The organism is Devosia sp. Soil_C_22 (genome assembly GCF_057657195.1).
In genome coordinates, this window is sequence record NZ_JBDGIY010000001.1 from 3,381,991 (window position 1) to 3,395,719 (window position 13,729).

The 13,729-nt window shown below is 66.8% G+C and carries 16 protein-coding genes; 4 read left to right on the forward strand and 12 right to left on the reverse strand.

Features of this window, described 5'->3' with window-relative positions; translation table 11 throughout:
• The first annotated feature begins 60 nt into the window (after positions 1–60).
• Entirely contained in the window at positions 61–801 is a 741-nt protein-coding gene (gene ubiG / locus AC3A6I_RS16355) for a bifunctional 2-polyprenyl-6-hydroxyphenol methylase/3-demethylubiquinol 3-O-methyltransferase UbiG (RefSeq protein ID WP_487544816.1), read from the forward strand.
• 118 nt (positions 802–919) lie between these two features.
• On the opposite strand, the gene AC3A6I_RS16360 is transcribed toward ubiG, so the two are convergent.
• The 6 genes from AC3A6I_RS16360 to AC3A6I_RS16385 all read right to left on the reverse strand — a co-directional run bounded on the left by AC3A6I_RS16360 (position 920) and on the right by AC3A6I_RS16385 (position 4,733).
• Positions 920–1,165 (reverse strand): hypothetical protein, encoded by a 246-nt coding sequence (locus AC3A6I_RS16360; protein WP_487544817.1) that lies wholly within the window; start codon positions 1,163–1,165, stop codon positions 920–922.
• Between the two features lie 98 nt (positions 1,166–1,263).
• Positions 1,264–2,124, reverse strand: a complete 861-nt coding sequence (locus AC3A6I_RS16365; protein WP_487544818.1) for an aldo/keto reductase — start codon at positions 2,122–2,124, stop codon at positions 1,264–1,266.
• Positions 2,125–2,373: 249 nt separating this feature from the next.
• Positions 2,374–2,799: a DUF1178 family protein gene (locus AC3A6I_RS16370; protein WP_487544820.1), complete on the reverse strand. Its 426-nt coding sequence runs from the start codon at positions 2,797–2,799 to the stop codon at positions 2,374–2,376.
• Entirely contained in the window at positions 2,796–3,659 is an 864-nt protein-coding gene (locus AC3A6I_RS16375) for a carbon-nitrogen hydrolase family protein (protein WP_487544821.1), read from the reverse strand. The genes AC3A6I_RS16370 and AC3A6I_RS16375 overlap by 4 nt, the downstream gene beginning before the upstream one ends.
• A gap of 9 nt (positions 3,660–3,668) precedes the next feature.
• Positions 3,669–3,923 carry a glutaredoxin 3 gene (gene grxC / locus AC3A6I_RS16380; RefSeq protein WP_487544822.1) on the reverse strand — a complete coding sequence of 85 codons (255 nt, stop codon included), beginning with the start codon at positions 3,921–3,923 and terminating at the stop codon, positions 3,669–3,671.
• Between the two features lie 33 nt (positions 3,924–3,956).
• A complete protein-coding gene (locus AC3A6I_RS16385) occupies positions 3,957–4,733 on the reverse strand; it encodes a ComF family protein (protein WP_487544823.1) in 777 nt (258 codons plus the stop codon).
• A 35-nt stretch (positions 4,734–4,768) separates the two neighbouring features.
• Between AC3A6I_RS16385 and AC3A6I_RS16390 the strand changes: the two genes are divergently transcribed.
• Complete coding sequence (locus tag AC3A6I_RS16390; protein ID WP_487544824.1) at positions 4,769–5,632, forward strand: malonyl-ACP O-methyltransferase BioC; 864 nt, start codon at positions 4,769–4,771, stop codon at positions 5,630–5,632.
• Here AC3A6I_RS16390 and AC3A6I_RS16395 read toward each other — a convergent pair.
• From AC3A6I_RS16395 to AC3A6I_RS16415, 5 genes are all read right to left on the reverse strand, one after another.
• Positions 5,629–5,829, reverse strand: coding sequence for a Flp family type IVb pilin (locus AC3A6I_RS16395; RefSeq protein ID WP_487544825.1), 201 nt, complete (start codon positions 5,827–5,829; stop codon positions 5,629–5,631). The two genes, AC3A6I_RS16390 and AC3A6I_RS16395, sit on opposite strands and share 4 nt — an antisense overlap.
• A 13-nt stretch (positions 5,830–5,842) precedes the next feature.
• Positions 5,843–6,241, reverse strand: coding sequence for a (deoxy)nucleoside triphosphate pyrophosphohydrolase (locus AC3A6I_RS16400; protein ID WP_487544826.1), 399 nt, complete (start codon positions 6,239–6,241; stop codon positions 5,843–5,845).
• A complete protein-coding gene (locus AC3A6I_RS16405; RefSeq protein ID WP_487544827.1) occupies positions 6,238–7,002 on the reverse strand; it encodes a GNAT family N-acetyltransferase in 765 nt (254 codons plus the stop codon). The genes AC3A6I_RS16400 and AC3A6I_RS16405 overlap by 4 nt, the downstream gene beginning before the upstream one ends.
• Positions 7,002–8,231 (reverse strand): bifunctional glutamate N-acetyltransferase/amino-acid acetyltransferase ArgJ, encoded by a 1,230-nt coding sequence (gene argJ / locus AC3A6I_RS16410; protein ID WP_487544828.1) that lies wholly within the window; start codon positions 8,229–8,231, stop codon positions 7,002–7,004. Before argJ ends, AC3A6I_RS16405 begins: the two co-directional genes overlap by 1 nt.
• Positions 8,232–8,301: 70 nt before the next feature.
• Positions 8,302–8,598: a hypothetical protein gene (locus AC3A6I_RS16415; RefSeq protein WP_487544829.1), complete on the reverse strand. Its 297-nt coding sequence runs from the start codon at positions 8,596–8,598 to the stop codon at positions 8,302–8,304.
• A 151-nt stretch (positions 8,599–8,749) separates the two neighbouring features.
• Here AC3A6I_RS16415 and AC3A6I_RS16420 point away from each other — a divergent pair, with 151 nt between their 5' ends.
• Complete coding sequence (locus AC3A6I_RS16420; protein ID WP_487544830.1) at positions 8,750–9,334, forward strand: TetR/AcrR family transcriptional regulator; 585 nt, start codon at positions 8,750–8,752, stop codon at positions 9,332–9,334.
• A 254-nt stretch (positions 9,335–9,588) separates the two neighbouring features.
• On the opposite strand, the gene AC3A6I_RS16425 is transcribed toward AC3A6I_RS16420, so the two are convergent.
• Positions 9,589–10,575 carry a peptidylprolyl isomerase gene (locus tag AC3A6I_RS16425; RefSeq protein ID WP_487544831.1) on the reverse strand — a complete coding sequence of 329 codons (987 nt, stop codon included), beginning with the start codon at positions 10,573–10,575 and terminating at the stop codon, positions 9,589–9,591.
• Between the two features lie 203 nt (positions 10,576–10,778).
• Between AC3A6I_RS16425 and secA the strand changes: the two genes are divergently transcribed.
• A complete protein-coding gene (secA, locus tag AC3A6I_RS16430; RefSeq protein ID WP_487544832.1) occupies positions 10,779–13,547 on the forward strand; it encodes a preprotein translocase subunit SecA in 2,769 nt (922 codons plus the stop codon).
• Positions 13,548–13,729 lie beyond the last annotated feature (182 nt).

Consider the following 13,729-nt stretch of genomic DNA (forward strand, 5'->3'; position numbering starts at 1 on the left):
ATACCAGCCCGCGACCCCATATCCCTTGCCACCTCGGCGCCCGAGGCCGATAACCCCATCATGACCGACACCACCATCAATCCCGACGAGATCGCAAAGTTCGCGGCCATGGCCGACGAGTGGTGGGACCCGCGCGGCAAGTTCAAGCCGCTGCACAAGTTCAACCCGGTGCGGCTGGGCTATGTGCGCGACAAGGCCATCGCCCATTTCGGCAAGGATGGCAGCGAGCGCCGGCCGCTCGAGGGCCTGACTATCCTCGATATCGGCTGCGGCGGCGGGTTGCTGAGCGAGCCGCTGACCCGGCTCGGGGCGCGGGTGGTCGGGATTGATGCGGGCGAAAAGAATGTGCGCATCGCCGCGCTTCACGCCAAACAGTCGGGGCTCGAGATCGACTATCGCGCCACCACCGCCGAGGCGCTGGCGGCTTCGGGCGAAACTTTCGACATCGTGCTCAACATGGAAGTGGTGGAGCATGTCGACAACGTGCCGCTCTACATGAAGAGCTGTGCCGAGCTGGTGAAGCCGGGCGGGTTGCTGTTCACCGCCACCATCAACCGCACGCCGCGGGCCTACGCGCTGGCCATCGTCGGCGCCGAATACGCGCTCGGCTGGCTGCCCAGGGGCACGCACGATTTCAGCAAATTCCTGACGCCCGACGAGATCTCGACGCTGGTGAAGCGCAACGGGCTCAGCGTGATCGACAGGACCGGGGTGGTGTTCCACCCGCTCGCCGACGAGTGGCGGCCCAGCCGCGACCTCGGCGTCAACTACATGGTGCTGGCCGAAAAGCCTGGGGCTTAGCTCGTTTCACAACCCGCGATGTCATTCCCGCGAAGGCGGGAACCCAGTTGGGCTCAGAGCGCGGGGCTGCTGGATCCCCGCCTGCGCGGGGATGACTCCGGCGTTTGTGGATCGCTATCTACCCGACGACCAGCGTCTTGTCGGCATAGGCCAGCGTGATGGTGCCGCGGATCGGGCGGCCACGCAGGTCTTCGTCCCAGTAGACGAACCAGTTGCCGGCGCCGTAGGTGGCGTCGAGCGCGGTCTCCATGGCGAAATCGAACGGCTTCACCGCCTTGAGCGCGACGGCGGCGGCCTCGTGGGTCGCCGCACGGATGGCGGTGCCGGCAGCGGTCGTGGCCGGAGCGATGGTCGAGTGATGCATGTCATCCTCCTTGGGTCCGGACGGATCGCGTCCGGCGTTGGGGGAGACTTTGACCCTCCGGCTTGAACGCGGCCTGAACCGCTCGTTTCAGCTTTCGTTCAGCCCAGCCGGTCGAGCTCGGCGATATCGGCGGCCGACAGCTTCAGCGCCGCAGCCGCCGTATTCTCCTCGACATGCGCCACCTTGCTGGTGCCGGGGATCATCAGCACCACCGGCGAGCGCTGCAGCGCCCAGGCGATGGCGACCTGGCTGGTGGTAGCGTTGTTGCGCTTCGCCACCGCCTCGAGCACCGAGTCGGCGCGCGCCAGCCGGCCCGAGCCGAGCGGCGCCCACGGGATGAAGCCGATCGAGTGCTCGGTGCAGTAGTCGAGCACGTCGTCGCTGTTGCGGTCGGTCGGGCCATAGCGGTTCTGCACCGTGGCGATCGGCACGTAGTCGCTGGCGTCCTCGATATCCTCGATATCGACCTCGCTGAGCCCGACATGCCGGACGAGGCCCTGCTCGATCGCCCATTTCAGCACCTCGAACTGCGCCTTGCGGTCGACGGCGGAATCGATGCGGTGCAGTTGCCACAGGTCGATGCGTTCGAGCCCGAGCCGCTTGAGGCTGCCCTCGAGGCCGCGCTTCAGCACATCCGGGCGGCAGTCGACATGCCAGGCATCGGGACCGGAGCGCTGGAAGCCGGCCTTGGTGGCGATCACCAGCCCGGCCGGATAGGGATGCAGCGCCTCGCGGATCAGCTCCTCGCTGACATTGGGGCCATAGCTTTCCGCCGTATCGATGAAGTTGACGCCGATCTCGGGCAGGCGCTTCAGCACCCGGATCGCCTCGTCATGGTCGGCCGGCGGCCCGAAAATGCCGCGGCCGGTAATGCGCATGGCACCGAAGCCGAGGCGGTTGACGACAAGATCGCCGCCAATGGCGAACGTGCCCGATAGGGCGGCATCGGGAGTGGACATGGGGCTGCTCCGCTGGGGTCGGAAGGAAGGGCCGCCAGACTGACTCCATCGGCACGAGACGATCAACCCGTCCGTTTGGCGGGTTGAAAGCAAGAAAGGCCCCCTCACCCGCCGCTGCGCTGCTTTACCTCTCCCCCCGAGGGAGAGGTAAAGCAGAGGCACGATCGCGCCACAACACCACCTCTCCCTCTGGGGGAGAGGTCGGCCGAAGGCCGGGTGAGGGGGCCTTTCGGACAGGCCGAAGCGAGCCTAGTTCGCTTCTTCCGGCAAATTGGGCAGCGGCAGGAAATCGACGCCGTCGTCGAGCAGGCTCGCGACTTCCTCGCGGGTGGCTTCGCCGTAGATGCCACGCGGGTCGGATTCCTTGAAGTGGATCTTGCGCGCTTCCTCGGCGAACTTGTCGCCGACATAGTCGGCCTCACTCACCACCTTCTTGCGCATGGCGCGCATCAGCTCGCGGATCTCGGCCTGCTGCGGATGGCCGCTCGACAGCGACACCTTGTCGGAATTGCGCCGCGACACGGCGGGCGCCATCAGCGCCTTCTCGACCCGGGTCGAGTTGCACATCGGACAGCTGACGATGCCGCGGCCCGACTGCTCGTCATAGGCCTCGGCGCTTTTGAACCAGGCGTCGAACTTGTGGGAATTGTCGCAAACGAGCGAGTAGGTGATCACGCGGAGACGTCCTCTCGGGCGCTAACCGGCGCGCCCGGATGATTGGCAGATACAGAAAATGGACGGGCATTGTCCAGCGCCGGAACCTTGCCACGCGCTTCAGCGACAGCGGCGAGGTCGATATCGGCGAGCGCGACGCCCGGCCCCTCGCCGCCCAGCTGGGTGACGATCCGGCCCCAGGGGTCGATGATCATCGAGTGGCCCCAGGTGGCGCGGCCATTCTGGTGCTGGCCGGCCTGCGCCGCCGCGATCACCCAGCTGCCGGTCTCGATGGCGCGGGCCCGCAACAGCACTTCCCAATGCGCCTCGCCCGTCGGCACGGTGAAGGCGGCGGGCACGGCGATCACCTCGGCACCGGCCTCGGCCAACGCGCGATGGAGCGCGGGGAAGCGCACATCGTAGCAGATGGTGAAACCCAGATTGAACCCGGGCGCGTCGGAGACGACCGCCGTATCACCACCGGCATAGGTCTCGCTTTCGCGATAATTCCTCAGGCCGGGCAGCGTCGCGTCGAACAGGTGGATCTTGTCGTAGGTCGCCGCGATCGAGCCATCCGGCCGGAACAGCACCGAGCGATTGGCGAAGCGACCATCGGGCAGCGCCACGGCCAGCGAGCCCAGGTGCAAGCTGACGCCGAGGCGCTTGGCGATTCCCGTAACGCGCGCGATGGCCGGGTTGCCCTCCCACGGACCGGCGACCGATTTCAGCCCGTCGCGATTCTCGGCGAACACGATGCTGACCTCGGGCGACAGCAGGTAGGTCGCGCCCTGCCCGGCCGCCTCGTCGGCCAGCTTTTCCAGCTGGTCGAGATTGGGGCCGGGCGTGGTGCCCGAATTCATCTGCAGGGCGGCGACGCGCATTTGTGACCCTTAGTTGGCGAGCAGCGGATCGAGCTGGCCGCGCCGGTCGAGTGCCGCCATGTCGTCATAGCCGCCGACATGGGTCTCGCCGACGAAAATCTGCGGCACGGTGCGGCGGCCATTGGCGCGCTGCACCATTGCCATCCGCACTTCCGGATCGTTGGCGTCGACTTCCTCGTAGGGCACGCCCTTCTTGTCGAGCAGCGACTTGGCCGCCACGCAATAGGGACACCACTGGGTCGTGTAGATTTGAACCTTTTTCATTGCACTCGTGGTCAAGGAAAAGCCGGGTGGTTGTTATATGGGGAGCTCTGCGCCCGCGACAACGCGGGCGAACGAGATCACGTCGACATTGTGAACGCCGGCGCGGTTCAGCGCCCGGGTGATGGCCTTCACCGTGGCGCCGGTGGTGATCACGTCGTCGACGAGAACAATGCGCCGGCCCTTGAGCCGCACGAGAATATCGGGATGCGGGGCAAACGCCCCGCTGACATTGCGCTGCCGCGCATCGCGGGAAAGCCCGACCTGCTGGCGCGTCTTGCGCGCGCGCCGCACCAACGTTGGCTCGACGCCGAGCCCGGTGAGGCGTCCCAGCGCCCGCGCCAGCTCCGTCGATTGGTTGTAGCGCCGCTCGAGCTGACGCCACGGATGCAGCGGCACCGGTACGAGCACGGGCTTGTCGGCCCACAGGTCTGCGCCCGCCGGCAGCATCAGCCGGGCGCAGAAACCCGCCAGCTCCGGCCGGTCGCCATATTTCATCCGGGCGACGATGGCCTGCGCCACCTCGTTGTAAAGCACTGCGGAGCGTGCCCGCTCGAACGGTGGCGGATCGGCGATAGCCTCGGCCGAACGCGCATCGGGGCCAATCGACACCTCGAACGGAATGCCCAGCACCGGGCAATAGGGCCTGGTGATCGGCCTCAGCTTGCCGAAGCAGCCGGGGCACAGGGCCGCCTGGCTGGCGACCGGCGCACCGCAATCGAGGCAGGTGGGCGGATAGACGAAATCGAGCACGCCGCGCGCCACCCGCGCGAACGCCGATCCGGCTTTGACTTTGGCTGCCCCCAATTCCATAACCCGGACCTTAATTTGTATGGCGCCGCTTGCCTATGGCCACGATCCCCCAGGTTTTCGACCGCGAGCTCATCGCGCAGCACCTCCGCCGCCGCGACCCGGCCGCCGAGGATTTCGTCACCCAGATCGCGCTCGACGACCTCGCGTCCCGGCTGATCACCATCACCCGCGAGTTCCAGCAGGCGCTGATCATCGGGCCGGACGGCAGCCGCCTGCCGTTGATGGGCCGCTCGACCAATGGCGCTTTCGCCTTCGAGCGCGCCTCGACCGTGCTCGGCTCGCCCGAGGCGCCGCTGGTCGATCCGGAGCTCCTCGAGCTGCCGCGCACCGGCTACGACCTGATCGTCTCGCTGTTCGACCTGCAGGTGGTCAACGATGTGCCCGGCTTCCTGTCGCGGCTGCGCGCTCATCTGCGGCCGGACGGCCTGATCATCGCCGCCGCGCTCGGTGGCGACACGCTCACCGAGCTGCGCCAGGCCTTCCTGCGCGCCGATGCCGAGATCAGCGGCGGCGCCTTCGCCCGCGTCGCTCCGTTCATTCCACTCGCCGATGCCGGGGGCCTGTTGCAGCGCGCCGGCCTCGCTCTGCCGGTCACCGATCTCGAGACCTATCCGGTCCGCTATGGCGATGCGCTCAGGCTGATGCGCGAGCTGAAGGCGCTCGGCGCGCAGAACCCCCTCGCCGACCGGCCCGGCCGGATGGCGACGCGGAGCCTGATCGCCACGGCAGCCGCCGCTTACGAGGAGATCGCCGGCGATCCGGATGGCCGGGTACGCATGACGCTGGAAATCATCTGGCTGTTGGGCTGGGCCCCGCATGAGAGCCAACAAAAGCCGCTACGCCGCGGCAGCGCCACGGTAAGCCTCAAGGACGTGCTGGGCGGCCCCGGCGCGGGCTAGATATCTTCGATATTGTCGAGGGAGTCGGCGGCGCGGTTGGAAATGCCGTTGAACATGGCCATCACGTTGCCGCTGAACGAGGTCATCACGACGATCAGGGCAACACAGATCAGCCCCGCGATCAGGCCATATTCGATGGCGGTCGCACCGTCCTCGCTGGCCATGAAGCACCGCGCCGTCGTGCAGAGTGCCTGCATCCCCTACCACCCCTCAGAGCAGATCGCAGAGTGGCGCGATCAGCGGTTCATCGGCCGGAGGCATCGGGTAGTCGCGCAGGGCCTGCGGGCGCACCCATTTCAGGGCGGCATGTTCGCGAGCCTGCGGCACGCCTTGCCACTTTCGGCAGACGTAAAGTGGCATCAGAAGATGAAAGGTTTCGTAAGAGTGGGACGCAAAAGTTAATGGAGCAAGACATGCCGTCTTGGTGGAAATACCGAGTTCTTCTTCCAGTTCTCTGATCAGCGCCGCCTCGGGCGTCTCGCCGTCTTCGAGCTTGCCACCCGGAAACTCCCACAGCCCGGCAAGCTGTTTACCTTCGGGCCGCTGCGCGATCAGCACACGCCGGTCGGCATCGACCAGCGCGCAGGCGACGACCAGCTGGATCCTCATTGCCGGCCCCAGTCCGGCGCCCGCCGGTAAATGTAGGAGTAGACCTCGCCGAAGCCGAGCGAACCGTAGAGGTTGACCGCCGGCGTGTTGTCCTCGAGCACCTGGATGGCCGAGTGGGTGGCGCCGCGCGAGCGCACCCAGTTCAGCGCCGCGCCCATCACCGCCCGGCCATAGCCGAGGCCGCGGGCGCTCGGATGGGTGACGACGTTGAGATAGATGCCGATGCCATTGGCCACGGTCGCCAGCGCCGCCGCCACGGGCAGTCCGGCCTTGTGGTAGACGAGGACGCCCACTGCCTCGCAGGCAATGGCATTGACGATCTGCTCCAGCACCTCGGCCGATGCGGCGTCGGTACCGGCCATCTGCGCCTGGGCCCGCACCCAGGCCGGATCGTTGGGGTGGAAATAGCGCGCCTGGAAGTCCACCGGGAAATCCTCGTCGGGCATTTCCATGGCCATCACGAGGCTGGGCTCGAACTCTTCCCACTGCAGCCCGTCGAGCACATCGACGACTTCCGGCGCGGTCAGCGGCGTCACCCGGAACACCGGGGGGATGCCATGCTGGTGGCTCAGTTGCGCCATGCGTTGCAGCCGGATTTCGGCATAGCCGCCATCGGACGGATCGAGGCAGTGGATCGAATTGGCCCGCTTGGTATAGCCGCGCGCATAGCGCCACAGCCACAGCCCGTCATGTGCGACCTGCAGAGCAGGCCAGGCGGTCAGGGTCGCCCCTTCGATCTGGTGGACGCTCAGGGGAACCATCAGGACCGATAATCACCGTTGATGGTGATGTAGCCATGCGTGAGATCGCACGTGTACACCGTTGCCGTGCCGGCCCCGAGGCCGAGCCCGACGCGGATGTCGATCTCCTCGTTCTTCATGTAGGCGCTGGTTGCGGCTTCGTCATAGGCCGGGTCGCGCTCGCCCTCGGTGGCGACGCGGATATCGCCGAAGCTGATCTCGAGCTTGTCGCGATCGGCCGGCTCGCCGGCCTTGCCGACGGCCATCACGATGCGGCCCCAGTTGGCGTCCTCGCCCGCAATGGCGGTCTTGACCAGCGGCGAGTTGGCGATCGACTGCGCGATGCGGAACGCGCTCTTGTCGCTCTCGGCACCCTCGACGGTGACCGTGACCATCTTGGTCGCACCCTCGCCGTCGCGCACGACGTGGATGGCGAGCTCGTGCAGCACATCGACCAGCGCCTCGCCGAACACGGCCAGCCGCGGATCATTGGCGGTGAGTTCCGGCACCGGCGCCTTGCCGGTGGCGAACACGAGGCAGGTGTCAGACGTCGAGGTATCGCTGTCGACGGTGACGGCGTTGAAGCTGACATCGATGGCCGGATTCAACAGCCGCTGCAGCAGGTCGGCCGCAATCGGCGCGTCGGTGAACACGAAGCTCAGCATCGTCGCCATGTCGGGCGCGATCATGCCCGAGCCCTTGGCGATGCCGGAGATCTTCACCGGCACGCCATCGAACTCGACGGTCGCGGTCGCGACCTTGGCGAAGGTGTCGGTGGTCATGATCGCCTTGGCCGCGTCCATCCACGGCCCGGACGCGAGTCGGGCCTTGAGGTCGTCGGTGACCCCGGCGAATTTCTCGGCCGGCAGCGGCTCGCCGATCACGCCGGTCGAGGCGAGGAAGATCTCGGACGCAGCAACGCCCAGCGATTTCGAAACAATCTCGGCAGACAGCGCCACCGCCGCCTTGCCCTTCTTGCCGGTAAAGGCGTTGGCATTGCCGGAGTTCACCAGCAATGCGCGTGCCTTGCCGCCACCAAGATTGTCGCGGCACCAGTCGACCGCGGCCGAAGGACACTTGGAGCGGGTAAACACCCCGGCAACCGCGGTGCCCTCGTCGAGCGCCACCAGAAGAACGTCGGTGCGGTTTTTGTATTTGATCCCGGCCTCGGCCGTTGCGAACCGAACACCGGCGATGTCGGGCAGTTCGGGATAAGTCTTGGGAGCCAGAGGTGAAACGGGATGAGCCATTCTGCGTCCTTACCTGCAGATCAGGCCCATCCGTTTGCCTCAAGCGTCCGTCACGTGCAAGTCATCGGTTTCAGAACTTGCCGGTTGCGATGAAGCGGCCGAAGCGCCGCTGCAGCTGCGGCATGATCACGAACATCATTGCCACCACCATCAGCGGCGCCACCACCAGCGTACGGGCGTAGAGCGGCCAGCCGTCGGTGAGCGGGAAGACGACATAGAGCAGCGCCGTGATGAACGGATAGACGACGACGAGCGTCAGCAGGGCCAGCCGCAGGCGCACGGGCAGCGGCGGGGTCGATGCCGGGCGCGGAGCGGCGGCGGCCACGGCCGGGGCGGCGGCATTGAGTTCGGCAGCATGGACAGACATGGGAAGCTCCATAAGAACGATACGGTCCGTTACATAACGTAACGATACGGGCCGTTCAAGTGGCGAAATACCTCTCGCGATGCTATCTAGCTGCATGGGTGGGTTGCGCGTCGCGTGGACCGCAAGGCGCTTCCGCCCGAAAGGACAGTGCATGACCAAGACTCAGTCGCGCCGCTCCATCGGCTCGGTGCGCAACCCGGCAGCGGAAGACGCCATCCTGGACGCCGCGGCCGCTATCCTCGCCGAGGGCGGCTATGCGGCCTTCTCGATCGAGGCGGTGGCCCGGCGGGCAAAAGCGGGCAAGCCCACCATCTATCGCTGGTGGCCGTCCAAGGCGCACCTGCTGCTCGATGTCTACGCCCGGCTCAAGGAGAGCATGCGCGACGTCGACACGGGCACCCTGCAGGGCGATCTCGAAGGCTTCCTCACCAATCTCACCACCTTCTGGCAGGGCCAGTCCGGTGGCGTCTTCCGCTCGCTCGTGGCCGAAGCCCAGACCGATCCGGTCGCCGCCGATGCGCTTGCCGCCTACAGCGATGGTCGTGTCGTCCACACCGCGGCGCTGATCGAGCGGGCCAGAGCGCGCGGCGAACTGCGCGACGATGTCGACAGCCATGCCGCCTCCGACCTGCTCTCGGCCTTCGCCTGGAAGCTGGCGCTCATCGGGCGGCTGGAGGATCCCGAGCATCGCATCCCGCAGATCGCCGCCATCATGGCGCGCGGCATGCTGAGATAGCGGAAACGGCCTCTCCGGAGGGGGGCCGCTCTAGGCGGTGGAGGGGGCGACCCACGCACCTGGTCCGCATCGCTCCCCTCCCCCTTGCGGGGAGGGGCTGGGGGTGGGTCCATCGGTGACCACCGCGCCACCCCCACCCTCGTTCCCTCCCGCAAGGGGGAGGGAGGCGGCCTATCGCTCGCTCGACCGCAAGCCCGAAAACAAAACGCCCCGGCGATGACCGGGGCGTTTCGAAATGTCGGGCTGCCGAACGCTTACGGCGCCGCGGGCGCTGCTTCTTCTGCCTGCTGCGGCTCGGACTGCGCCTTGACCGCGGCGGCGAGCGCCGCATCGGGGATGTTCACCGGCGAGGCGGCCTTGAGCGGCGCGACCACGGCCTCGAACTCGTCGTAGATCACCTGCTGCGCCAGTTGCTGCTGCAGCTGCTCGATCGGCGGCGGCGCGCTCATGCGCTTTTCCTCGACCTTGATGATGTGCCAGCCGAAATCGGACTGCACCGGGTCGGAGATCGTGCCCGGCTCGAGCGTGAAGGCCACGGTCTCGAAGGCGGGAACCATCATGCCCTTCTGGAAGAAGCCGAGGTCGCCCCCGTTCTGCTTGCCCGAGGGATCGGTGGTCTTTTCCATGGCCAGCACTTCGAACGGCTTGCCGCCATCGAGCTCGGCCTTGATCGCCTTGGCTTCCTCTTCGGTGGCGACGAGAATATGGCGGGCATGCACCTCCTCGACCGGCGTAAAGCCGGCGACATAGGCGTCGTAGGCGGCCTTGATCTTGTCCTCGTTCACGGCGCCGGCGACCTTCTCGGCGAAGTAGGCCTGGCGCAGCGACCGGTCCTCGAGATAGGCCATGCGGGCCTTGAACGCGGCATCGTCCTGCAGGCCGGCATCGCGGGCAGCCTTGGCCATCACCTTCATGTCAACCAGCACGGTGACAAGGAAAGCCCGGCGCTGGTCCGCCGGCACCTGCTGCAGCTGGTCCTGCAGATCCTGTGCGGCCAGTGCGAGATCGGCTTCGGTAATGGTCATGTCGCCGACCGTGGCGACCACCGCGTCGGGAGCGGGCTGGGCCGGAGCAGCCGGCGCCGCAGCGTCTGGGGCCGGCGCCGCCGGGTCTTCGGTGGCCGGAGCCTCGGGCGCCGCAGGGGTGTCCTGCGCGAAGGCGGAGCCGGTGGCGAGGGCCGTGGCGAGCATCAGCGCGGCCGCGAACTGGGGGATCGAGCCGTGCTTGGCTGATGGGGTCATGGGGAGTCTCCTCTGCTGGCACGGGCCCCCGGGCCATGCGAGGCGGTGGTTTGGCCCATTTAGGTTCCGTTGACAAGCCAGACACCCGCTCTTACATGTCGCACCACTTCAAAGAGTGTTGACGGGTGAGGACCCGCCGCCCTGCCGGATGCACCCTTTGGCGCCTCGCGCCGCCCGGCCCGAAAATTCAAAGGACGACAGGAATGGTATTGGCTGCAATCGCCAAGGCGATCTTCGGTTCGGCGAACGATCGACAGGTGAAGAAGTACCTTCCCCGCGTTGCCGCCATCAACGCCCTCGAGCCCCAGTTCGAAAAGCTCACCGACGCTGAGCTGCGGGCCAAGACCCAGGAATTCCGCGACCAGCTCGCCCAGGGCAAGACCCTCGACGATATCCTCGAGCCGGCTTTCGCCACCGTGCGCGAGGGCGCGAGGCGCGCGCTCGGCATGCGCCACTTCGACGTGCAGCTCATCGGCGGCATGGTGCTGAACAACCGCTCCATCTCCGAGATGCGCACCGGTGAAGGCAAGACCCTGGTGGCAACGCTCCCGGTCTACCTCAATGCGCTCGAAGGCAAGGGCGTCCACCTCGTCACCGTCAACGACTACCTGGCCCGCCGCGACGCCGCCTGGATGGGCAAGCTCTACGAGTTCCTCGGGCTGTCGATCGGCGTCATCGTCCACGGCATCGACGACGCCGAGCGCAAGGCCGCCTACGACGCCGACATCACCTACGGCACCAACAACGAGTTCGGCTTCGACTACCTGCGCGACAACATGAAATACAGCCGCGCCCAGATGGTGCAGCGCGGCCACCACTACTGCATCGTCGACGAAGTGGACTCGATCCTCATCGACGAGGCGCGCACCCCGCTGATCATCTCCGGCCCCTCGGCCGACCGCTCTGCCCTCTACGAGCTCGCCGACGGCCTGATCCCGACCCTCGAAGAGGGCGACTACGAGATCGACGAGAAGCAGCGCTCGGCGACCTTCACCGATTCCGGCGTGGAGCGCCTCGAAGCAGCGCTCGAACAGGCCGGTGAACTCAAGGGCGCCAACCTCTACGACGTCGAGAACGTGGCGCTCGTGCACCACCTCAACTCGGCATTGCGCGCTCACAAGATGTTCCAGCGCGAGAAGGACTACATCGTCCGCAACGACGAAGTGGTGATCATCGACGAGTTCACCGGCCGCATGATGCCGGGCCGCCGCTATTCGGAAGGCCTGCACCAGGCGCTGGAAGCCAAGGAACACGTCAAGATCCAGCCGGAAAACCAGACGCTGGCCTCGATCACCTTCCAGAACTATTTCCGCCTCTACAAGAAGCTGGCCGGCATGACCGGTACGGCGGCGACCGAGGCCGAGGAATTCGGCGACATCTACGGGCTCAACGTCGTAACCATCCCCACCAACGTCGCCATCAAGCGCGTCGACGAGGATGATGCGATCTTCCGCACCGCCGCCGAGAAGTTCGACGCCATCGCCGACCTGATCGCCGAGGCCCGTGGCCGCGGCCAGCCGGTGCTGGTCGGCACGACCTCGATCGAGAAGTCGGAAATGCTGGCCGAGCTGCTGCGCAAGAAGGGCGTCGACAACCTCGCCGTGCTGAACGCGCGCTACCACGAGCAGGAAGCCCATATCGTCGCCGATGCCGGCGTCACCGGCGCCGTCACCATCGCCACCAACATGGCCGGTCGCGGTACCGACATCCAGCTCGGCGGCAACCTCGACATGCGCATTGAGCGCGAGGCGGCCGAACTCGAGGGCGAGGCTCGCGACGCCAAGATCGAAGAGATCAAGCGCACCATCGCCGAGGACAAGGCCAGGGTGCTCGCCGCCGGCGGCCTCTACATCATCGGCACCGAGCGGCACGAGAGCCGCCGTATCGACAACCAGCTGCGCGGCCGCGCCGGTCGCCAGGGCGACCCGGGCCATTCCAAGTTCTTCCTGTCTTTGCAGGACGACCTGATGCGCATCTTCCCGGTCGAGGGCATGAACAAGACCCTCACCACGCTGGGCCTCGAGGACGGTGAGTCGATCACCCACCCGTGGGTCACCAAGGCCATCGAGAAGGCCCAGGCCCGCGTCGAAGCCCGCAACTTCGACATCCGCAAGAACATCCTCAAATACGACGACGTCATGAACGATCAGCGCAAGGTGATCTTCGCCGAGCGCGTCGAACTGATGGACATGGAGGATGTGTCCGAGACCACGGCCAACATGCGCCACGAGGTCGTCGACGACATCATCGCGAAATCGATCCCCGAGCGCTCCTATCCCGAGCAGTGGAACACCGAGCAGCTGACCGCCGCTGCCAAGACCTATCTCAACGTCGACGTGCCGGTCGCCGACTGGGCTGCCGAGGACGGCATCGACGTCGAGGTGGTGCGCGAGCGCCTGGTCAAGGCCGCCGACGAGTTCGCCGCCGCCAAGGTCGCCCGCTTCTCGCCCGACATCATGCGCCAGGTCGAAAAGTCGATCCTGCTGCAGTCGATCGATGGGCTGTGGCGCGAGCATCTCGTCACCCTCGACCACCTCAGCAAGGTGGTCGGCTGGCGTGGCCTCGCCCAGCGCGATCCGCTGAACGAGTACAAGCGCGAAGCCTTCGAGCTGTTCGAGCAGCTGCTGGCCCAGCTGCGCGAGCTGGTCACCACCCAGCTCAGCCATGTCGAGCTGGTGCAGCGCCAGCCCGAGCCGCCGCCGCTGGATGATCTCAGCGAGATCCATATCGACCCCACCACCGGCGAGAACGACGCCGAGACCCAGGTGACGGGCACCTTCCCGCGTGACGTGCCCCCGGCGCCCAGGCTGGCCGGCTTTGCCGCCGCCGGCGCCGCAGCCGGCGCGGGCGTCGTCGAGGCCGACCCGGCGCTGAAGCCGATCGATCCCAAGCTGCTGGTCGGCGTCTCCCGCAATGCCCCCTGCCCCTGCGGCTCGGGCAAGAAGTTCAAGCACTGCCACGGCGCCTACTGACGCTGTCGACTGGAACGGACGAGCCGGCAGGTCCCCCCTGCCGGCTTTGTTTTGGATCGCCCCAGCCAGTTTACGAATCGCGGCGCTCCGGCCATCCTGAGGCTCGGCGTCGACCCGACGCCCAACCTCCTGAGGCCAGCCCCAGCCTGGCCCGTTGCGGAGGCAAAGGGGCCAATCGCCTC

Coding starts and splice junctions, on each gene's coding strand:
- AC3A6I_RS16365 (WP_487544818.1), bottom strand. CDS start 2,124: ATGTCCACTCCCGATGCCGCCCTATCGGGCACGTTCGCCATTGGCGGC.
- AC3A6I_RS16375 (WP_487544821.1), bottom strand. CDS start 3,659: ATGCGCGTCGCCGCCCTGCAGATGAATTCGGGCACCACGCCCGGCCCC.
- secA (WP_487544832.1), top strand. CDS start 10,779: ATGGTATTGGCTGCAATCGCCAAGGCGATCTTCGGTTCGGCGAACGAT.
- AC3A6I_RS16405 (WP_487544827.1), bottom strand. CDS start 7,002: ATGGTTCCCCTGAGCGTCCACCAGATCGAAGGGGCGACCCTGACCGCC.
- AC3A6I_RS16385 (WP_487544823.1), bottom strand. CDS start 4,733: ATGGAATTGGGGGCAGCCAAAGTCAAAGCCGGATCGGCGTTCGCGCGG.
- argJ (WP_487544828.1), bottom strand. CDS start 8,231: ATGGCTCATCCCGTTTCACCTCTGGCTCCCAAGACTTATCCCGAACTG.
- AC3A6I_RS16425 (WP_487544831.1), bottom strand. CDS start 10,575: ATGACCCCATCAGCCAAGCACGGCTCGATCCCCCAGTTCGCGGCCGCG.
- ubiG (WP_487544816.1), top strand. CDS start 61: ATGACCGACACCACCATCAATCCCGACGAGATCGCAAAGTTCGCGGCC.
- AC3A6I_RS16360 (WP_487544817.1), bottom strand. CDS start 1,165: ATGCATCACTCGACCATCGCTCCGGCCACGACCGCTGCCGGCACCGCC.
- AC3A6I_RS16420 (WP_487544830.1), top strand. CDS start 8,750: ATGACCAAGACTCAGTCGCGCCGCTCCATCGGCTCGGTGCGCAACCCG.
- AC3A6I_RS16395 (WP_487544825.1), bottom strand. CDS start 5,829: ATGCAGGCACTCTGCACGACGGCGCGGTGCTTCATGGCCAGCGAGGAC.
- grxC (WP_487544822.1), bottom strand. CDS start 3,923: ATGAAAAAGGTTCAAATCTACACGACCCAGTGGTGTCCCTATTGCGTG.
- AC3A6I_RS16390 (WP_487544824.1), top strand. CDS start 4,769: ATGGCCACGATCCCCCAGGTTTTCGACCGCGAGCTCATCGCGCAGCAC.
- AC3A6I_RS16415 (WP_487544829.1), bottom strand. CDS start 8,598: ATGTCTGTCCATGCTGCCGAACTCAATGCCGCCGCCCCGGCCGTGGCC.
- AC3A6I_RS16400 (WP_487544826.1), bottom strand. CDS start 6,241: ATGAGGATCCAGCTGGTCGTCGCCTGCGCGCTGGTCGATGCCGACCGG.